General features: G+C 33.5%; 16 protein-coding genes. 4 read left to right on the top strand and 12 right to left on the bottom strand.

What is annotated here, in order from left to right; translation table 11 throughout:
- Nucleotide 1: 1 nt before the first annotated feature.
- Both ACFFVB_RS04425 and ACFFVB_RS04420 read right to left on the bottom strand, forming a co-directional pair.
- Nucleotides 2-676: a ZIP family metal transporter gene (locus ACFFVB_RS04425; protein WP_382381505.1), complete on the bottom strand. Its 675-nt coding sequence runs from the start codon at nt 674-676 to the stop codon at nt 2-4.
- Nucleotides 676-1,407 (bottom strand): class I SAM-dependent methyltransferase, encoded by a 732-nt coding sequence (locus ACFFVB_RS04420; RefSeq protein WP_382381504.1) that lies wholly within the window; start codon nt 1,405-1,407, stop codon nt 676-678. Before ACFFVB_RS04420 ends, ACFFVB_RS04425 begins: the two co-directional genes overlap by 1 nt.
- 58 nt (nt 1,408-1,465) lie before the next feature.
- On the opposite strand from ACFFVB_RS04420, the gene ACFFVB_RS04415 reads away from it, so the two are divergent.
- The gene (locus tag ACFFVB_RS04415) at nt 1,466-2,623 is read left to right on the top strand and encodes a THUMP domain-containing class I SAM-dependent RNA methyltransferase (RefSeq protein ID WP_382381503.1); all 1,158 of its coding nucleotides are present in this window, start codon (nt 1,466-1,468) and stop codon (nt 2,621-2,623) included.
- A 45-nt stretch (nt 2,624-2,668) separates the two neighbouring features.
- On the opposite strand, the gene ACFFVB_RS04410 is transcribed toward ACFFVB_RS04415, so the two are convergent.
- The 4 genes from ACFFVB_RS04410 to rlmD all read right to left on the bottom strand — a co-directional run bounded on the left by ACFFVB_RS04410 (nt 2,669) and on the right by rlmD (nt 6,008).
- A complete protein-coding gene (locus tag ACFFVB_RS04410; protein WP_382381502.1) occupies nt 2,669-3,205 on the bottom strand; it encodes a lipid-binding SYLF domain-containing protein in 537 nt (178 codons plus the stop codon).
- A gap of 125 nt (nt 3,206-3,330) precedes the next feature.
- Nucleotides 3,331-4,080 (bottom strand): DUF6048 family protein, encoded by a 750-nt coding sequence (locus ACFFVB_RS04405; protein WP_382381501.1) that lies wholly within the window; start codon nt 4,078-4,080, stop codon nt 3,331-3,333.
- Entirely contained in the window at nt 4,052-4,591 is a 540-nt protein-coding gene (locus tag ACFFVB_RS04400) for a DUF6452 family protein (protein ID WP_382381500.1), read from the bottom strand. The genes ACFFVB_RS04405 and ACFFVB_RS04400 overlap by 29 nt, the downstream gene beginning before the upstream one ends.
- Before the next feature lie 7 nt (nt 4,592-4,598).
- The gene (gene rlmD, locus ACFFVB_RS04395; RefSeq protein ID WP_382381499.1) at nt 4,599-6,008 is read right to left on the bottom strand and encodes a 23S rRNA (uracil(1939)-C(5))-methyltransferase RlmD; all 1,410 of its coding nucleotides are present in this window, start codon (nt 6,006-6,008) and stop codon (nt 4,599-4,601) included.
- Nucleotides 6,009-6,253: 245 nt separating this feature from the next.
- Here rlmD and rocD point away from each other — a divergent pair, with 245 nt between their 5' ends.
- Nucleotides 6,254-7,498 (top strand): ornithine--oxo-acid transaminase, encoded by a 1,245-nt coding sequence (gene rocD, locus ACFFVB_RS04390; RefSeq protein WP_382381498.1) that lies wholly within the window; start codon nt 6,254-6,256, stop codon nt 7,496-7,498.
- 134 nt (nt 7,499-7,632) lie between these two features.
- On the opposite strand, the gene ACFFVB_RS04385 is transcribed toward rocD, so the two are convergent.
- The 6 genes from ACFFVB_RS04385 to ACFFVB_RS04360 all read right to left on the bottom strand — a co-directional run bounded on the left by ACFFVB_RS04385 (nt 7,633) and on the right by ACFFVB_RS04360 (nt 17,994).
- Nucleotides 7,633-8,394 carry a tetratricopeptide repeat protein gene (locus ACFFVB_RS04385; RefSeq protein ID WP_382381497.1) on the bottom strand — a complete coding sequence of 254 codons (762 nt, stop codon included), beginning with the start codon at nt 8,392-8,394 and terminating at the stop codon, nt 7,633-7,635.
- Nucleotides 8,395-8,609: 215 nt separating this feature from the next.
- Nucleotides 8,610-10,202 carry a sulfatase family protein gene (locus tag ACFFVB_RS04380; RefSeq protein ID WP_382381496.1) on the bottom strand — a complete coding sequence of 531 codons (1,593 nt, stop codon included), beginning with the start codon at nt 10,200-10,202 and terminating at the stop codon, nt 8,610-8,612.
- A gap of 121 nt (nt 10,203-10,323) precedes the next feature.
- Nucleotides 10,324-11,328, bottom strand: coding sequence for a sugar kinase (locus tag ACFFVB_RS04375; protein ID WP_382381495.1), 1,005 nt, complete (start codon nt 11,326-11,328; stop codon nt 10,324-10,326).
- A 137-nt stretch (nt 11,329-11,465) separates the two neighbouring features.
- Nucleotides 11,466-13,685 (bottom strand): acylase, encoded by a 2,220-nt coding sequence (locus ACFFVB_RS04370; protein ID WP_382381494.1) that lies wholly within the window; start codon nt 13,683-13,685, stop codon nt 11,466-11,468.
- Between the two features lie 58 nt (nt 13,686-13,743).
- Entirely contained in the window at nt 13,744-15,027 is a 1,284-nt protein-coding gene (locus ACFFVB_RS04365) for an alkaline phosphatase family protein (RefSeq protein ID WP_382381493.1), read from the bottom strand.
- A gap of 156 nt (nt 15,028-15,183) precedes the next feature.
- Complete coding sequence (locus ACFFVB_RS04360) at nt 15,184-17,994, bottom strand: alpha/beta hydrolase family protein (protein WP_382381492.1); 2,811 nt, start codon at nt 17,992-17,994, stop codon at nt 15,184-15,186.
- Nucleotides 17,995-18,339: 345 nt separating this feature from the next.
- On the opposite strand from ACFFVB_RS04360, the gene ACFFVB_RS04355 reads away from it, so the two are divergent.
- Entirely contained in the window at nt 18,340-19,428 is a 1,089-nt protein-coding gene (locus ACFFVB_RS04355) for a linear amide C-N hydrolase (RefSeq protein WP_382381491.1), read from the top strand.
- A gap of 181 nt (nt 19,429-19,609) precedes the next feature.
- Entirely contained in the window at nt 19,610-20,113 is a 504-nt protein-coding gene (locus tag ACFFVB_RS04350; protein ID WP_382381490.1) for a DUF4920 domain-containing protein, read from the top strand.
- Nucleotides 20,114-20,128: the final 15 nt, after the last annotated feature.

Genomic DNA, 20,128 nt, shown 5'->3' with positions numbered 1-20,128 from the left:
ATTATATGGCATAAGCGGCGATAACTCCCGCTAATATTGATATTAGTTTGGTTAAATTGAATTTATGCCCCTCGCTACTTTCAAATAGAATAGTTGTAGAAATATGGAAAAATATTCCGATAACAAGAGCATTTATAAACTGAATATAGTCTTCAACTAAAGACACGTGATTGGAAATAAATGTTCCAATAGGTGTCATTACAGCGAAAAACAAAAGAAAACCAAAAGTTTGCATTTTACTATAATGGGACTGAATTAAGAAAGTGGTAATCAATGCTGCAATTGGAATTTTATGAATTAAAACACCATACACCATATCGTTATGATGGTGGATTGGGAAACCTTCTAAAAAACTATGAATACATAAACTTACAAATAATAACCAAGGAAATGTGGTATCGTGTTTATGTACGTGTACATGACCATGTTCGGCTCCTTTAGAGAAGAATTCCAATATAATTTGCAACAGAATTCCAATCATTATAAACAGCCCGGTTTGTCTAGCTGGTAAATGATGATAGACTTCCGGAAGAAGTTCAAACAAGGTTAATGCTAATAAAAAAGCACCACTAAAAGATAATAATATTTTAGTGTTTATTAACTGTTTAGATTTACCAATATAGGCTAAGCCGACACCTAAGATTACGGCAATAAAAGGAAGTAAATACGAATTCATTATTTAATAAGCATAACCAATCTATCTGATGTTTTAACATCAAATTTCTGTAATTTATAATTTCCGAAGACTTCTAATAAGTTAACATCGGCCGCTTCAAAAAGTGCTTCAAAATCTTTTAAGGTAAAGGCTCTTACGCGTTCCTGAAAATTATAATCTTGATCTTCAAAAGTAAACGAAATGTCCTTTATAATATGATTATCTTCAACATAACGTTTTAAATGGAACGTGATACCATCTACAACTTTAGTATCCTCAGGGACTAAATTAGCAATCACATGGTCTGAATTCATAAAATCAATAACTCCGATGCCGTATTCGTTTAAATCACTTTTAATTGCTTTTATAGTGTTTAAATTGTCTTCATCCTTATCAAAATATCCAAAACTGGTAAACAGATTAAAAACGGCATCAAAGGTTCCAGGAAATGGTTTACACATATCATGAACTTCAAATTTAAGCGTGTCATTTTCAAATTGCTTGGCGTATTCTATACTATTTTCAGATAAATCGGCACCAGTAACATTGTAACCCAAAGAATTTAAATATACAGAATGTCGTCCTTTTCCACAGGCTAAGTCAAGAATTTCACCTTGTTCTTCAATATTTAAATACTGAGTTAGATTATCCATGAAGACTTGAGCTTCGCGATCGTCTCTGTTTTTATATAATATGTGGTAAAAAGGGCTGTCAAACCACGATACATACCAAGTTGTTTTATCTTTTATCATTTCTAAACTATGTAGGGTGCAAAAATACTGTATTTTTGTAACCTATTTAAAGTAAATAATGGAGAATAATTTTAAAATGGTTGCCAAGACCTTATTTGGCTTTGAAGAATTATTAGCAAAAGAATTAACTCAGTTAGGCGCACTAGATGTTGAAGTTGGTGTAAGAAACGTGAGTTTTGTTGGAGATAAAGGCTTTATGTATAAAGCTAATTTAGGTTTAAGAACAGCTATTAAGATATTAAAACCAATACGAACTTTTCGTGTGGTTACCGAGCAGGATATTTACGACAATGTCTATAAAATGCAATGGGAAGATTATTTAAAACCAACAGGAACTCTTGCTATCGATGCAACAGTTAATTCTGATGTGTTTACGCATTCATTATATATTGCTCAGAAAACTAAAGATGCCATTGTCGATAAATTTAGAAATACAACCGGTACCCGACCTAATGTAGATTTAAAATTTCCTGACTTAAAGGTTAATATTCATATAGATAGACAAAAATGTACCATTTCGCTAGATAGCTCTGGTGATTCTTTACATAAGCGTGGTTATAAAACAGCTACCAATATTGCTCCTATAAATGAAGTTTTAGCAGCAGGTTTAATTATGCATTCTGGATGGGACGGACAAAGTGATTTTATGGATCCTATGTGTGGTTCTGGAACTATTTTGGTTGAAGCTGCAATGATTGCATGTAATATTCCGCCTAACTTAATGCGTAAAGAATTTGCATTTGAACGTTGGGAAGATTGGGATGTGGAGTTATTTGAAAAAATAGAAGCGTCTTTATTATCTAAAACTCGTGATTTCCATCATAAAATTATGGGGTACGATAAATCACCTTCTGCAGTGACTAAAGCCATTGAGAATGTAAAAAATGCACATTTAGAAGAATTTGTTTCTGTAAAACACGAAGATTTCTTTAAAACGCGAAAATCAGGAAGCGAGAAATTACACATGTTATTTAATCCGCCTTATGGTGAACGATTGAATATTGAAATGGAAGAATTTTATGGTAGTATAGGGGATACGTTGAAGCAAAATTACCCAGGAACAGATGCTTGGTTAATTACATCTAACTTAGAAGCTTTAAAATGTGTTGGATTACGACCATCTAGAAAAATAAAACTTTTTAATGCCAAATTAGAAGCACGTTTTGTAAAATACGTGATGTATGAAGGTAGTAAGAAAGCAAAAAAGCAAGTGTAAAACACTTGCTTTTTTTTTTATAAATAATATTGAAAAGGCGATTATTTAAAAGGGTTTATAGTGAAATTTTTGACCACCAACGGAGGCGTCTGCCATTAAACCACCTTTTGTTTGTGTGAAAACGGCAACACCTTCAGAATATTTAGCGTTAAAGGATTCTCCAGATTTAATTGCGGTAGCCGAAGCGCCTGCATCAAACTTAAATTTACCTTTTTTAAATTCGTCTAATTCTGTATTGGTTTCAAAGAAAATGACTTCTATAATTGCTTCACCACCAGCTTGAAGTCCGATGTTTACTTTTTTAAGACTAGCCACTCCTATTTTAGATCCTCCTTTTTCGTATACAACACCATTTCCAGAAGCACCACCAACAATAAATCCACCTTTACCTACATTTGGAAAAATAACATATCCAGCGGCCTTATTAAAGAAATCGTTTAATGCTTCGTTACCGTCTAACAAGGTTTGTTTGGCAATTTCTGCATCTTTAATAATTTCTTTATCCTTATCACTTTGTGCGGTTACAGACCAAGCCATAAGCCCAATGGTAAACACCATTACTATTTTTTTTAAGTTGTTCATGATTTAATTAATTTTAGATTATTACTAATATAAAGTTAAGTATAAATCAATTACGTTTTTTGTGCAATCGGCTGATGTTTTAACTCGAATACAACATGTATTGGATTCACTAACAGAAGAACAACTTATTTATCCTTTTTGTAAAGCGGGATTAAATAGGAAATGGAGTAGCCGTAACCAAAGCCAAGTCCGATACTATCATACGTCTTATAAAAACCAGGAATATAAAGATTTTCGAAATTGTCAGGTTCACTCTGCGCAAGTAAGCCTTTAAACTCTATGTGAGCTCCTAAATATAAATTATTAGCAATTTCTACTTTTAATCCTAAAACAAGTTCTGCCCATATTGCTGTCAATCCGTTATAATCTTTTATATCTGTAGACGAAAACTGAGGTGTCCAATATTGATTTTCGGTATAAATCGCATAACTATTTAGGGTCTGACTAAACGTACTTGCACCAATTCTAAAACCACCATAAAGCATGTTTTCCATGTCTAGCCAATTTTGGTAGGTATTATAATCTACTCCAACTTTAAAAAAAGATCCTTTGGTTGTGGCATTATAAAAATCGTTGTATTCGGTATTATTTTCGGCACCAAATTCTCCTGCGATGTATAAATTCTTAGTTAATCTGTAATCTCCTACAACTGTAAAACCTTCATAATCATCTTCGACGGCGGTACGCAGAAGTTTACTTAACTCGACACCAACACGTAAACCGTATTTCTCTTTAATTGCAGTGGAATCTTTAACTACAGCTACAATAGTATCTGTAGTTGAAACTAAAGGTGTTTCGGTTTGAGCGAAAAGAGTTCCACTAAAACAAAGCGCTATAAAAAGTGTTTTAATGATATAATTTAAATTGTACTTCATTTTCATCCTCTACAGATTGGTTATCGTTTACTGAGCGTATTAATTGAATCCAATTATCGTCATCTTCCACTAGATTTATACTCACATTTCTGTATACCGTTTTATACCCACAGGCACGAGATACATAAACTTCTTCCATGTCGTAAGTTATGGTAATAACGTCTTCATTACCTGTAACAGTATCGTCAGAATCATCATCCGGTGTATCGTTATCATCATAAACATATTCTTTATATAAAGAATATTGGGTGACGTTATCTGTGGTTTTTAAAGGCACGGCAATAGAATCGGTAGCTACAACATCGTAATCTGGTAGTACGTCGTCGTTACCAATACCTTGTATTCTTAAATTAGTTACACTATTTAAGACATCGGTATTTGGATTCGTAACGTCGTAAAACCGAATAATTAAACTTGGTGTTGTAGGCGTGTCGTTAGAGCAAATATCGTCTTTTTCGCATCCTAAAAAACTTAGCGCTATTAAAAGAATAATGACAAATGAATATTTCATAAAGGACCTATCTTTTTTCTAAAAGTACGATGTTTTCTACGTGATGTGTTTGTGGGAACATATCTACAGCTTGTATTCTAGTCACTCTATAAACAGCATCCATTAGTGCTAAATCTCTTGCTTGGGTTGCACTATTACAGCTTACATACACAATTTTTTCAGGAGACACGTTTAATAACATTTGTACCACATCTTTATGCATACCATCGCGTGGTGGATCGGTTATTATGACATCTGGATGTCCGTGTGTTTTTATAAATTGGGCATTGAAAACATTTTTCATATCACCAACATAAAAATCTACATTGTCTATATTGTTTGCTTTTGCGTTTTCTTTAGCAGCTAGTATTGCATCTGGAACAGCTTCTACACCAACCACTTTTTTAGCGTTCTTAGCAACGAATTGAGCGATTGTTCCTGTACCTGTATATAAATCGTAGACCAATTCTTCTCCAGTTAATCCAGAAAATTCACGTGTTAATTTATATAATTCGTAAGCTTGATCTGAATTTGTTTGATAGAATGACTTCGCGTTAATTTTGAATTTCAAACCTTCCATTTCTTCAAAGATATGATCGCGACCATTGAAACATACAATTTCCTGATCGTAAATCGTATCGTTCGCTTTAGTATTTACCACATAAAGTAAAGACGTAATTTTAGGGAATGTTTCAGCAAGATAATTAAGTAATAATTCACGTTTTTCTTTATCTTCTTTAAAGAATTGTATTAAAATCATTAACTCTCCTGTAGATGCTGTACGTATCATTAATGTACGTAACAATCCGGTTTGATTTCTTGTATTAAAGAATTCTAAATCATTTTCTACAGCAAAAGCTCTTACTGCATTTCTAATTGCATTTGAAGGATCTGCTTGTAAATGACACTTATTAATATCTAAAATTTTATCCCACATTCCTGGAATATGAAATCCTAGTGCATTTTTATCTTCTAAATTTACATCAGACTGAATTTCTTCTAACGTCAACCATCGGCTATCGCTAAATGAAAATTCCATTTTGTTTCTATAAAAATACTGTTCGGCCGATCCTAAAATAGGAGTAACCTCAGGTAATTCGATATGACCTAAACGGCGTAAGTTGTTTTCTGTTTCTTTTTGCTTGTAATGTAACTGCCATTTGTAATCCATATCCTGCCATTTACAACCGCCACAAACTCCAAAATGCTCACATTCAGGCGTGGTACGTTTATCAGATAATTTATGAAAAATGGTAGCCTTACCTTCGTAATAAGCTTTACGCTTTTTATAGGTTTGGATATCTACGACATCGCCAGGCACTGCATTTGGTAAAAAAATGACTGCTCCTTCTGGAGATTTTGCGATGGTTTTCCCTTTTGCTCCTGCATCAAGGACTTCTATATTTGTAAAAACTTGTTTTTTATTTCTTCTAGACATGGCGCAAAAATAAGGTGTTTTTAGCTTTTTTTTTGTATGTCTTCACATATTTTTTAGAAAAGGAATGAGATTTAAAATGAATATAATTTAGATTGAATTTAAAAATCTGATTATTTATTTCAATCCGCTTTTTATATTTAGTAATTTGCAAACAGTTTAATGGATGATTTCTCTCCATCTCAAAATTCATTTTTAATTAAGAGACAAGGTAGGAATAGCTAAGTATCAATTTAAAATTTATTAGAATGGCTGTTTTAAACCCATTAACTTCACAACAAGCAATCGACCTAGAAAACCAATATGGTGCACATAATTACCATCCACTTCCTGTAGTTTTAACTAAAGGTGAAGGTGTTTTTGTTTGGGATGTAGAAGGAAAAAAATATTACGATTTCTTATCTGCTTATTCTGCAGTAAACCAAGGACATTGTCACCCAAAAATTGTTGGAGCCATGATGGAACAGGCCCAACAGTTAACATTAACATCTCGTGCCTTCTACAATGATATGTTAGGGAAATACGAGAAATTTGCTTGCGAATATTTCGGTTTCGAAAAACTGCTACCTATGAATACCGGAGCAGAAGCTGTAGAAACAGCGCTTAAATTATGTAGAAAATGGGCATATGAAGTTAAAGGCGTTGAAGAAAATGAAGCTGAAATAATTGTTTGTGAAAATAACTTTCACGGAAGAACAACAACTATAATTTCGTTTTCTAACGATCCTATTGCGCGCAATAATTTTGGTCCGTTTACAAATGGATTTATTAAAATAGAATACGATAATTTAAAAGAACTTGAAGCGGCTTTAAAAAACAATCCGAATGTAGCGGGGTTTTTAGTAGAACCTATTCAAGGTGAAGCAGGGGTTTACGTACCTAGTGAAGGTTATTTATCTAAAGCTAAAGCACTATGCGAAAAATATAACGTATTATTTATTGCTGATGAAGTACAAACAGGTATTGCACGAACTGGGCAATTGTTAGCTGTAAATCATGAAAATGTAAAACCTGATTTATTAATCTTGGGTAAAGCATTAAGTGGTGGTGCATATCCTGTTAGCGCTGTTTTAGCAGATAATGCGATTATGGATGTTATTAAACCAGGAAACCATGGTAGTACGTTTGGAGGAAATCCAATCGCCGCTGCCGTTGCCATTGCCGCATTGAATGTTGTAAAAGATGAAAATTTGGCTGAAAATGCTGAAACTTTAGGACAATTATTTAGAAGTGAGTTAGATAAATATATCGAAACAAGTACAATCGCAAATTTAGTAAGAGGAAAAGGATTACTAAATGCTATTGTTATCGATGAAGATGAAGACAGTGATACCGCTTGGAATATTTGTTTAGCACTTCGCGATAACGGATTACTAGCGAAACCAACACATGGTAACATTATTCGTTTTGCACCACCTTTAGTAATTAACGAAGCGCAATTGTTAGATTGCGTGTCTATAATTATTAAGACTTTAAAGCAATTTGAGAAATAGTTTTTCAAAAGTAATAACACAAAAAAAAGCGATTCTTTTTATTAAAGAATCGCTTTTTTTATATCTCGTTTCAACTTGATAATGACAAACCAACCAAGACTAACTATTTTTAAGATGCTCTATTACAAGATGTCTTAGAGTTTGTTTTCTGATGTTTTTAAATACTGATCAAGAGGTACTAGAAAGTTTTCTGTGGTACTCATTTCGCTTGAAAGTGTTTGCGCTTCAGCAATCATCTCAGGCGTTAATCCACGAATTGAAGAAATATTTTTCTTTGCTTGATTTTCTGGAGAAGGATCCATTGTTGTTGACATAATAAGAAGTGATACACCTGCAACCATGTTTTCTTTAACACCATCACCACGTATATACAGCATGCCTAAATTACCAACAGCCAGACCGTCTCCTTGTATAGAAGCTTTACGGTACCATTCATTCGCTTTATCGAAATCAACAGCAGTACCAAACCCATTTTCATAGCAAACACCAAGATTGAATTGTGCTGCAGAATTTTCTTGAGCTGCAGATTTACTATACCAACTAAATGCTTCCTCTAGGTTTTTTTGAACACCTAAGCCTTGCTCATACATTAATCCAATATTGAATTGTGCATATTCGTGTCCTTCTTTAGCAGCTTCCATAAAATTTTCGAATGCTAATGGCATATTATTAGATTCTGCGGCCTTAATTCCAGATTCGAATTGGGCTACGCCACCAATTTGGTCTTCAGGTTCTGCCTTTTCTGGGGTTTGAGCTTTATCTTGAGTTTCGATCTCAGTTTTATTTTCGTCGTTAATTCGTTTAGAAGGGTCTTCTTTACAAGATAACATGGTTGTAAGACATGCGCTTACTAAAAGAATACGACCTGAGATTACTATTGTTTTTAATGGATTCATTTAATTTGTTTTAAAAGATAGGCTAATGATTAGTAAAAGGTTTAAAGTATCGTTTTACTAAATTATATTAGAGGTTATATCAAGAGTGATATCAGTTTCTTGTATGAATTTAGGTCTAAACGATAAATTGTGATTGTAAGACATCAAAAATATCATTTCAAATTGTAATAACAAAAAAAGCGATTTGAATATATATATTCAAATCGCTTTTAAAACTATTCTTTTACTACTTCTAAATAATGTTCTAAATTCTGTTTGTCAAGCGCGTCATTGTCACCGTACTTCGTTCTCATGTTTTCTAATTGCTTGTGCATATCTTCTTGTACACTTACATAAGCAGGATCATTGTAAAGATTATGCATTTCTGAAGGGTCTTTTTCTAAATCGTACAATTCCCATTGGTCGATATCGTAATAAAAATGAATTAATTTATAACGATCTGTTCTCACACCATGATGACGTTTTACATGGTGCTCTCCAGGAAACTCATAGTATGTATAATAAATAGCATTTCTCCATTCGCTTGCTTCTCCTTTTACAAGTTTTCTAAAAGATTCTCCTTGAATATCTTTAGATATATCGATACCTGCATAATCTAAAAATGTTGGTGCAAAATCTATATTTTGTACAAGTTCGTTAATAACTGTACCAGGTTTAATTTCTTTAGGGTATTTAACTAATAGAGGTGTTCTAAAAGATTCTTCATACATAAAACGCTTGTCGAACCAACCGTGTTCTCCTAAATAAAAACCTTGATCCGACGTATAAACAACTATTGTATTTTCTTCTAATCCGTTTGCTTTTAAATAATCTAATACTTCACCAACACCATCATCTACAGACTGAACTGTTCTTAAATAATCGTGCATATATCTGTTATATTTCCATTTAGCAAGTTCTTTTCCTTGTAAATTTTTAGACTTAAAGTCGGCAATAATAGGGTCGTAATATGCATCCCAAGCCACTTTTTGCTCTTCTGTCATACGATCATATTTTTTCTGAAAATATTTTCTGTATTTGGTTTCAATCTCACCTTCCTTATCTAACATTTTAAGGTCGTAAACAACATCCATATCTTCAAAAATGCTCATTTCTTGTTTCGCAGCAGCAGGTCTTCTTTCATAGTTGTCAAAGAAATTAGCAGGCGGATCAAATGTTATACTATCCATTAATGTTAAGTACTTTATCTCTGGCATCCATGTTCTGTGAGGTGCTTTTTGATGATACATCATTAAAAATGGCTTGTCTTTCTCTCTCTTGTTTTCTAACCAATCTAAAGCAATATCTGTTGTGACTTGAGTGATGTAACCTGGGTAGGTTTTTTTAACACCATTTTCTATAAATTCAGGAGAATAATATAGCCCTTGTCCAGGAAGTACATTAGAATAATCAAAACCTTGTGGTAAACCATCTAAATGTATTTTACCTATCATCGCTGTTTGATATCCAGATTTTTGAAGTGCCTTCGCAAAGTTATCTTGTTCCCAATCAAACGGACTAACATTATCTACTTTACCGTTAACAAAACTGTGTTTACCTGTTAAAAGCACAGCTCTACTAGGTGCACATATTGAATTTGTAACAAAACCTCTATTAAATAGAGCACCTTCTTTAGCGATTCTATCAATATTAGGAGTATTGTTTAAACCTTTACCATAAGCACTAATTGCCTGATAAGCGTGGTCGTCACTCATTATAAAAACAATGTTTGGACGTTCCTGTTTTTCTGAAACCTCTTCTTTCTTTTCTTCTTTACAACTAAAGCATAACATTAAAAGCGTTACGACTATTAAGCCTGTGTTTTTCATTTTTCTTTTTTAGTATTAATTTTCATTTTTGAAATCATATGAATCATGACTAATACTTATAAAAAAGGATGATATTTTTATAGGTATTAATTTTGTAGACATATCCATTACGTTTTTATAATTATCGTTTTAATGCACCCGAAGTATCACCGCCCATTAAACTGGTAACATTGTCTAATGTAGCCATATTTACATCTCCTAAAATAGTGTGCTTTAGTGCGCATGCAGCCGAAGCAAAATTTAAGGCATCTAAGTCATCGTCGTAATGCAATAGTCCATATATTAATCCTGCAGCAAAGGCGTCTCCTGTACCTACGCGATCAATAACATGAGAAATCTCGAATGTTTCGGTTTTAATATATTCCGTTCCATTCCAGATTCTTCCTTGTATTTCCTGTTCGGAAGCACTTATCGATTTTCTTTTTTTTCCTACAACATTTTTAATCCTCGGATACGCATCCATAAGTTCCTTCGCAGAATCTTTAAATTTCCCACCGATTTCTCCTAATCCAAACATTTCGTGTATACCACGCGGACTCGTAATAACAATATCACAATGCTGTACTAATTTAGGCATTACCTCTTGCATGGTTTTTCCGTACTTCCACATGTTTTTTCTTGAATTAATATCTCCAGAAACCATGATGCCCATTTTGTTTGCCGTTTTTATAGCTTCTAATAGACATATAGCAGCACCATCGGAAATAGCTGGTGTAATTCCTGTCCAATGAAACCAATCTGCCCCTTCTAAAACCTCTTTCCAGTTTATCATTCCAGGTTCAATTAAAGAAAATGCAGAGCCTTCTCTTTCATAAACGACTACGCTTGGTCTGTGTACCGCTCCTTTTTCAAGAAAATACATACCCAATTTATTGTCTCCATATATAATCTGATCGGTGCTTAACCAGTTCTTACGTAAAAACTGAGTGGCTGCTCGTCCTATGGCATTATCAGGGAACCGTGTCATATGTGCCGCTTTCATACCAAGATAAGCGCATGAAATTGCAACGTTCGCTTCACCACCTCCGTAAACAAGTTCGAAAGAGTTTGCTTGCGAAAATTTTAAATATCCAGGAGGAGATAAGCGCATCATTACTTCACCAAATGTTACCAGTTTTTTTGCCATAGTTTAAGTTTTATATAATTCGTTTTAAACGTGTGTTTTGTTTTTGAACTCTTTCACTGCAATTGAGTATTTAGTTCTTATTTAAAATTTATTGTCGAATCGTTTTGCTAAGATACATTATACTTTATAAAATGAAATTAGAAAGTGTTAATTTTCCCTGGATGATATCTAGATGAAGCTCTTTTTTCTACATCTTCTCTGTAATAAGCAACGTCTTTAAACAGCCCATCTACATAGCGCTGTGCTTGATCGGAGAAATGAGGCGAATTGGGGTCGCTACTTTGTCCGCCGGCAAGCATAGATTTCGCTTTAACCTTATCTCCGAACTCGAGCACGGCAACAAAACTATTTCCGGCTACACCATACTGGCGTTTAGTGTCTTTACCAAAGCGTGTTCCGTAAGAAGCTAAAGCACCCCAGTTTCCAGAAGCCATACCAACAGCTAAACTTGGTTCGTTATCGTTAAATTCTTGAAAAATGTCACCATTATTTCTTTGGTATCTATTAAATGTTCCCCAAGGTGTTTGCCATGAACCAAAATCGTTTTTCAGATTATTTACGGCCGTTTCAAAAATGTCTAAGCGTTCTGAAGGGGAAGACATTTTAGAAGCATAATCGAAAATCTCTAATCTTGACATTTTCTTATTGTCGCGCATACTTGGAATTTTATTCGATTCTAGATAGGCTTTTAAATAGAAACTAGCTAAAGTCATTTCTACAGAATTCACATTCACCCTAAAATCCCATTTACTTAAAAGGTTAAGCGCATCTTTAACGTCTTGTGATTTGATTTCGGAACTATTGCTAGCATCTAATAAACCACTAATTATAACATCTGCACCCGGTAAATAGGAATCGTAAGCCAAATCTATTAAAGAATCTAAGGTTAGACTATCTGCTTTTTGCAATAATTGCACGGCGTGTATACCTCTAAAATTTTCAGGAAAGGAATGCATGTATTTGGGATAATCTTCCTTTTTAGGACTGTAGGAAGCTGCGCTTGTAAATGGTGTAGAATTACAATTTTGTATCCAACCATTTGGCGGATTTATTACCGTAATATTATCTTCTAAAGCATGAAGTCCGTTCCAATCTGTTTCTGGGTTACTACCATCGACAGGTTTAGTGTAATCGAATTTCTCATTACGCTTTGGAATAAAATTTCCATGATAATAGGCAATGGTTCCATCTGCATCGGCGTAGACCGTATTGTTAGATGAGTTGGTTCGGATATTCATCATTTCGCGAAACTCATTATGATTCGATTTCTTTGTGCGTGTATAAGATTGCTCCAAGGCTTTTATGGGGCTCCACATTAAAGCTGTAGACACCCATTTATCTTCATTTGCATGTGTAATTGGTCCATGATGTGTACGATAGGTCATAAATGTTTTATCCATTATTCCATTCGCGGTTTTATAATTTAGAGTCACTGCGATTGAGTCCACTGGTTTTAATTGATCTCCATATTTATAGAGGCTTTTAGTGCCGTCTTTAACGATGGTTTCTTCAAATTCATCAATAATATCTGTTCCTGTAGAGGTGTGCATCCAACCCGTTTTTTCATTAAAACCTTGATAAACAAAAAACTGCCCCCATGTTACGGCACCATAAGCATTAAGTCCTTCTTCACTAACAACATGTACCTCACCACGAAAAAAGAAAGACGTATGCGGATTAATCAGTAACATGGCATTTCCTGACTTTGTTTTATCCCCAGAAATAGCAAAGCCATTAGATCCTCTGGGTTCATTATCCTTAGGTGTTATAAATCCATCATTTACAGCCAATACATGTTCTGGATCACCATAAAATGCTTTAATTTTTTTAGTTGAAACTCTTTCTATATCACCGCCAATGGAGCCTTCACTAAAATACATGGGCATCCAAGGCTCAAAATGTGTAAGTAGTTTTGGTTGTACTTTAGGATGTGTTTCTAGGTAGTAATTTATACCATCGGCAAAGGCAACACATAAGTCTTGTAGCCATTTCGGACTCGTATTGAAATTTTCAATAGCTTCATCTTTGGTCATATATAACCGTGCTCTTAAATCACTATATAATAATGACTCTCCTTCAATTTCGGCAAGTCTTCCAATGGCCCAAATATAATTACGTTCTACACGGTTAAAATCATCTTCACATTGGGCATATAGTAACCCGAAAACAGCATCGGCATCTGTTTTTCCATAAATGTGAGGCACCCCAAAATTATCTCTTATAATTTCTGTGTTTTGTACATGATTTTGCCAGCGTTGGTCTTCATCACTACTTTCTACTTCATTTTTACAACTTGTAAAGGAGATAATAAGCATTACTAATAATAAGCGACTTTGCATTATATTTAATATTTCCATTTTCTTTACAGTTTATTTTTAAATGAAGTGAACGATCCCGTATCGTTTATGCTAACTCTTATTTTAAAGCCTCTTTTATAACGTCTAAATTGCCATCTATAGAAGCCGGAATTTTAAGTCCCAATAACTCACACATTAATGGGTAAATATCAATATTTTTAAAAGAAGGCATTGTATAGTCGGTTTTAAAAGCAGGACCATTTGCATAAAAAATACCGTGCATGTCTTTGTATTTGGTATCATAACCATGGACACCTACGGCTTTGGTATTATTGGCTTTCATACTTTCTATACGCAAGGTGGATGAAAAATAATATCCAAAATCAGGTATAATTTGGATTGATCCCCAATCTTTATTTTTAGGAGAATATTCAAAACCGGGTGTATTTTCGGTTCTATATACTTTAAAATTATTTTCTTTTGGTTTTAAAACGTTTAAAATAGAATCTACAGTCACGTTATTTTTAGGATGAATATTTAAAATGCTACCATTGTCTATAACAGTATACAATTCCGTATTCGTCACGTCGTCTATTGAGATAAAATGTGTGGCTTCAACAGTAGTCATACCGTGATCGGACACTATAATAATGTTTACGTCTAAACCTGTGTCTGCAACGCCTTCAAATAAAGCTCCTAAATTGGTGTCTAATTTGAGAATTGCTTTTTTAAGTTCTTCATCATTTCCTGGACTATACCAATGTCCAATATCATCTAGATCTGAGAAATATATTGTAAGAATATGTGGTCTTTCAGCTTTAGGTAATTTTAACCAATCTAAGGTTTCCGAAATACGGGTTTCATTTTTAATTTTCCCATCGTATTTGCGATAGTAGGTTGGGTGCACGCCCTGAATATCTGCTTCTGAACCTACATAAAAATAGCTGGACGACACCATATTGTTCTGATCTGCCAAAACCCAAATTGGGGTACCTCCATAAAAGGAACCATCTTCGACCATTTCTCTGTTTCTAATAGCATAGGTAACATCCTTTTTATAGCTATAAAACGCATTTCCAATAAGACCATGATTTTCAGGGTACATTCCCGTTGCAATGGTATAGTGGTTAGGAAATGTTTTAGAAGGATAGGAGGGAATCAATGACTCCGCTTGAACACCGTTTTTTATAAAATTTGAAAGATGTTTGGGTTTGTATTTCTCTACATAATCCCAACGAAAACCATCTAAAGAGACTAATATAACATAAGAAGCCTTTTCCGATTTTTTAGAATTTGTAGTTATAGTAGAATCTTTTAATGTCTCACCTGTTTTGCAAGACGTAAAAAGAAAGGGGAGAAGTGCTATAAAAAATAGGGTGCTGATTTTATTTTTACTTAACATGATTTTGTCTTTGGGGAGAACTAGATATTTTTTTACCTTAAAAGTAATTGAATTACTAATTTAATGGATTGAATTTTGAGTGTATTTAAGCGCTATAAATTAGATTTTAAGCGCTTAAATATTTTAGAACTCATTTATAAATTACTTAATAAAATTTTATTCATCTTGTAGCTCATAACCTTGATTTATGCCTTTTTCTAAAGCCGGTACACCGCGTTCCATCCAAACCGGTTTTGGAGCGCCTTTTAAATAATAATCAAAATATTGAGACATTCTAATATTAAAATCTTTTCGGTTTTGTAATTTTCTAGGCCAGTGAGGTTCTCCGTTATAATTTAATAACCACGAGGGTTTTCCTAAACGACGTAAACCCACGAAAAACTCTATACCTTGATACCATGGCACATGTCCGTCGGCATCGTTGTGCATTATTAAAACGGGTGTATTTATTTTATCGAGATTAAAAATAGGTGAGTTTTCTATATATCTCATCGGATATTCCCAAGGCGTTCCTCCGATTCTACTTTGTGTATGCTCGTATTGAAACTGTCTGCTTAATCCTGTTCCCCAGCGGATACCTCCATATGCACTAACCATATTAACTACAGGTGCTCCAGATTCTACTGCTTTAAATAAATCTGTTTTAGTAATTATATACGCAATTTGATAAGCTCCCCAACTATGACCCTGAAGTCCGATATTGTCTTTGTCTACAAATCCTTTTTCGATTAGAGAGGTCACACCAGGCATTAAGCAATTGTAAGCGCTTTCACCAGGATAACCATCGCGATATTCTATATCGGGATTAAAAATAAGATAACCTCTACTAGTATAAAAACTATAATTTATGGTTGAAAGTCCGAAGGATGGCGCTTTATGATCGTACAATCTATCTGAGCTTCGTTCGTAGAAATTGACAATCATGGGATATTTTTTCGAGGGATCGAAATCTTCTGGCTTTATTAGCATTCCTGTTAATGGTTTTCCATCTAAAGAAGTCCATTTTATCAGCTCTGCAGTTCCCCAATTGTAATCTTTTTGTTGTGGATTAGCATCACTAATTTGTATTTGTTTTTTAAAGCTTAAATCTGAATATCTAAGATCAGGAAACTCAGTGAAAGAGGCTCTAGTGAAAATGACATCTGTACTTTTTTGAGCCATAGTCGGTGTAGAATATTTAAACGGGCCTTCTAAAATTTGACTTCCTTTTTGTCGTTTAACATCATATTTATAATAACCAGAGTGTTTTGTGTCTTCATTAAAGCTAGAGAATAACCACGTTTTTTCTGGATTTAAATTACGTTCTTCATTATCCAATTGGATATAACGGTATTGCGTTTTTGTTTCTCTTCCTTCTGTTAATCTTGACATCTCACCAGTTTCAGGATTAACCGACCAAACATCAAACCTATCGTAGATTAATATAGCCTTATCATTGGTTGTCCATCCTGCAATACCGTAAGATCTTGGATATTTTGGAGAGTCATTAAGCTCATCATAAAACACTTTGTCTTTGGTTAGTTTAATTTGTTTACCTGTACTTATATTATAACTTACCCAAGTACTATCTATTTGATTGTATCCATAAGCATATTTAGCTTTCGGACTTAAAATCATGCCTCCAGGCATATTAGTTAAAATGGGATTAGTCTCTCCTGTAGTGGTATTTACCAAAGCGTAATCGGACGCTCTAATTCCTGTCCACTGACTTTCTAAATAATACGGTTCTTGGGTGCTAACTAAGGCTGTGTTCGAATTTCCTTCGTCCCCTATATTTATGTTGGGATAGGATAGCGTAGCCAATTGCGTGATTTTGTTTGTACTTAAATCTAGAACTGTTTCGTATGATTTTTTCTGATCCCTATCTTTAGATAATTCTTGAACGGTATATAATCTAGGTTCATTATACGTCCAAACTTCTACACTTGAGATCTCCTCATCTATTAAAGTAGTGTCTTTAATGATACTTGGTGCGGCTAAACCAAAATAGAGTTTAGATTCGTTTTTTGAGAAATTTAATCTTCTATCTGCAGAGACACGATACCCTTTTGGAGCGGTGTCTTTATTTAAAACAGGATTTGCTTTAGTTTCTCCTGCTTTCCAAACGTATAATTCATTTGGACGCTCCTGTACTTTGGTTGAATCTAAATCGGCAATAAATCCTAATTTTTCACCGGAATCACTAAAATTTAATTGGTAGTATTTTACCTTTTCATGACCTTCAAAAACTTGAGTTTGTGTATTGTTTTCTAAATTTAGAACATAGGCGCCCGCGGTTACGTTGGCTTTATCTCCCGTTGTGGTATACGCAAGTCGTTGTCCCTCTTTTGCAAAAGTGTAATTTGTAACAAATTTTAGGGTATCTTCTTTCTGTGTTTTTAAATGTCTAAGCACAAGATGATATCCATTTTTCTTGCCTACTTTTTTACCCTTTTTTTTCTTTTTAACAGAGGGTAAAGTGTCCTGTTTTTTATCATCGGAAATACTGTCTTTGTCCTTCTTTATTGGATTTACGTCTGCCAACATATAGGCAAGATATCCATCCCATTTTTCAGGTGTTTTGTAAGAAGACACATTTGCGATTTTTAGTGTCGTTTTGCTCTTAAAATTATAAATACCAAGGGTGTCTTTAGGCAGGTCTTCTTTCTTTACTTTATCTCGTTTTAATTCTATTATACTATCGGTCCAAGCATTAATTGTGAAAAGAGCAATTTCAGAATTATAAGTGAACCTTCCGTTTTTAGCACGATCATGCTCAAGGATGAGTTTGGCATTAGCATCTTTAATTTTTAAATACGTATCCTTTTCACCTTGTTCCAAGGTATACATAACATAATTTCCGTCGGGAGAAATAGATTTACTTTTAATTTTATTCCAAAGGGATTTGTCGGAATGCTCAAGTACTTTTTTTTGAGAAAAACTTAAAAGCGAAATTAAAAGGAAGACTAATGTAAAGTTAAATTTCATGAAGGGATTTTTTTTTGGTTGTCAATATACTACAAATCGCAACAAAACTCAAGGCTATCAAATGATCAAATGCAATTAAAGTATGGTAAATAAATGCAAACGGCTTCAAATTATTAATACCGTATTTTTAGACGTAATTAATATGTAATCGATTATAAATTGGCATTTTTAGAACCATTTATTGAATGAAAAATTTCGTTAAATAAAAATAATAAGATTAATGTTGAAAAATTATCATAATCTACTATTTTTAGGGTAAATCAACCAAAGTGAAATTAAAATGCTTTTAAATGATAAATCTATTTCATTTATAGTATTAATATTTTACTATTAATTTCAAATATTATGAATGTAAAAAAAGGTTTTTCGTTATTATTTGTGTGCTATTTTCTATGCATTCAAGTCAGTTTTGGATGTACCGGAATTATTATTAGAACTGAAAATGGAGCTGTTATTCCAGCAAGAACTTTAGAATTTGGATTCGATCCTCAATCTAATATTCTAGTGATTCCAAAAGGGACATCGATTAATTTCTTAAGTTCCGTAAAAGATAAAGAGGGTTATAAAATGAAAGCGAAATATGGCTTTGCCGGTATGGATGCCGTGGGGAAAAAAATTGTTGTGGACGGTATTAATGAAGCAGGATTATATTTAGGTAGTTTTTATTTTAGTGGTTATGCCGTTTACGAAGAATTGACTGCAGCTAATCAATCTAAGGCTGTTTCTAGTGAAGAAATGGGCAATTATGTCTTAGGAAGTTTTGCCACTGTAAAGGAGGTAAAAGCGGGTTTAAAGGATATCGCAGTAGTAGGAACATTTATGGAACAAATTCAAGGTGTGGCTCCATTTCATTATACGGTTACAGATAAAACTGGAGAATCGATTATTATTGAATACTCTAAAGATGGTTTGCGAATTTTTGATAATACCGTAAAAGTTATAACTAATAATCCATCTTACGATTGGCATCTTACTAACCTTAGAAATTATATTAATCTTAGTCCGGATAATGTGAATGGTATTAAATTAAATGGAGAAGAATATGCTCCATTAAGTGAAGGAACAGGAATGGTAGGATTACCAGGGGATTTTACTTCGGCATCCCGTTTTGTTAGAGCCGCCGCTTTTGTTAATGCCGCCGAACCATGTAAGGATGAAGAAGAAGGTGTATTTAGAGCTTTTCATATTTTGAATAATTTTGATATTCCCATAGGTATTGTAAAGCAGAAGGAAAAAAATACATCTATGTCTGAGTATACCGTTTGGACTTCTGCCGCAGATACTAAAAATGGTGCTTATTATTATAAGACGTATAAAAATCCGACGGTAAAAAAAGTAGATTTACAAGACGTTTTAAAACAAGCTAATGGTAAAATGATGGTTATAAAAGCAGAAACACCTAGAACTTATGAATCGGTAACATCGAAAGCTTAATATATAAATAACATTTGATTTTATAATTTTTAAAAAATTGATTTATATGTAGTTATACGTTAATGCATAGAAAAAAGCCATAGTTTTTTTACTATGGCTTTTTTGTGTGATGATTTAAAATGCTTATATTATTTTAATTTATTTAAATTTGCAATCAATTAATAAACCCATTCTACTCCCTATGAAACAAATTATTTTTCTTTTAGTAATTAGCTTAACGATATTTTCTTGTAAAAATGAATCAAAACCTGGTAAAACAACTCTTGAAGCTGATAGCCCAGAGATGATTTATGCCTCATTTGGGGATGATATAACAGTTGATGATGTTTTAGATTCAGAACGCATAATGACACTGTATCAGAATTTAAAAGTAGGTGATACTGTTGATTCTAAAATGAAAGGTAAAATTATTAAAGTGTGTCCTAAAAAAGGATGTTGGATGACTTTAGATGTGGATGGAGAAAATGAAGTCATGGTAAAGTTTAAGGACTACGGATTTTTTATGCCATTAAATGCAGTAGGAGATGTTGTAATAAATGGTAAGGCATTTGTTACAGAAACATCTGTAGAAGAGTTAAGACACTATGCAGAAGATGCTGGTGAATCTGAAGATCAAATTGCAGCCATTACAGCTCCAAAATTTGAGTATCGTTTTGAAGCTGATGGTGTTTTATTAAAGGAATAAATATAAGTTTTGTTT

This window comes from Formosa undariae, assembly GCF_042427615.1.
Classification (GTDB): Bacteria; Bacteroidota; Bacteroidia; order Flavobacteriales; family Flavobacteriaceae; genus Formosa; species Formosa undariae.
Note: the sequence above shows the minus strand (reverse complement) of the source record. Positions and strands in the feature narration are given on the sequence as shown.

Coding starts and splice junctions, on each gene's coding strand:
- ACFFVB_RS04425 (WP_382381505.1), bottom strand. CDS start 676: ATGAATTCGTATTTACTTCCTTTTATTGCCGTAATCTTAGGTGTCGGC.
- ACFFVB_RS04420 (WP_382381504.1), bottom strand. CDS start 1,407: ATGATAAAAGATAAAACAACTTGGTATGTATCGTGGTTTGACAGCCCT.
- ACFFVB_RS04415 (WP_382381503.1), top strand. CDS start 1,466: ATGGAGAATAATTTTAAAATGGTTGCCAAGACCTTATTTGGCTTTGAA.
- ACFFVB_RS04410 (WP_382381502.1), bottom strand. CDS start 3,205: ATGAACAACTTAAAAAAAATAGTAATGGTGTTTACCATTGGGCTTATG.
- ACFFVB_RS04405 (WP_382381501.1), bottom strand. CDS start 4,080: ATGAAGTACAATTTAAATTATATCATTAAAACACTTTTTATAGCGCTT.
- ACFFVB_RS04400 (WP_382381500.1), bottom strand. CDS start 4,591: ATGAAATATTCATTTGTCATTATTCTTTTAATAGCGCTAAGTTTTTTA.
- rlmD (WP_382381499.1), bottom strand. CDS start 6,008: ATGTCTAGAAGAAATAAAAAACAAGTTTTTACAAATATAGAAGTCCTT.
- rocD (WP_382381498.1), top strand. CDS start 6,254: ATGGCTGTTTTAAACCCATTAACTTCACAACAAGCAATCGACCTAGAA.
- ACFFVB_RS04385 (WP_382381497.1), bottom strand. CDS start 8,394: ATGAATCCATTAAAAACAATAGTAATCTCAGGTCGTATTCTTTTAGTA.
- ACFFVB_RS04380 (WP_382381496.1), bottom strand. CDS start 10,202: ATGAAAAACACAGGCTTAATAGTCGTAACGCTTTTAATGTTATGCTTT.
- ACFFVB_RS04375 (WP_382381495.1), bottom strand. CDS start 11,328: ATGGCAAAAAAACTGGTAACATTTGGTGAAGTAATGATGCGCTTATCT.
- ACFFVB_RS04370 (WP_382381494.1), bottom strand. CDS start 13,685: ATGGAAATATTAAATATAATGCAAAGTCGCTTATTATTAGTAATGCTT.
- ACFFVB_RS04365 (WP_382381493.1), bottom strand. CDS start 15,027: ATGTTAAGTAAAAATAAAATCAGCACCCTATTTTTTATAGCACTTCTC.
- ACFFVB_RS04360 (WP_382381492.1), bottom strand. CDS start 17,994: ATGAAATTTAACTTTACATTAGTCTTCCTTTTAATTTCGCTTTTAAGT.
- ACFFVB_RS04355 (WP_382381491.1), top strand. CDS start 18,340: ATGAATGTAAAAAAAGGTTTTTCGTTATTATTTGTGTGCTATTTTCTA.
- ACFFVB_RS04350 (WP_382381490.1), top strand. CDS start 19,610: ATGAAACAAATTATTTTTCTTTTAGTAATTAGCTTAACGATATTTTCT.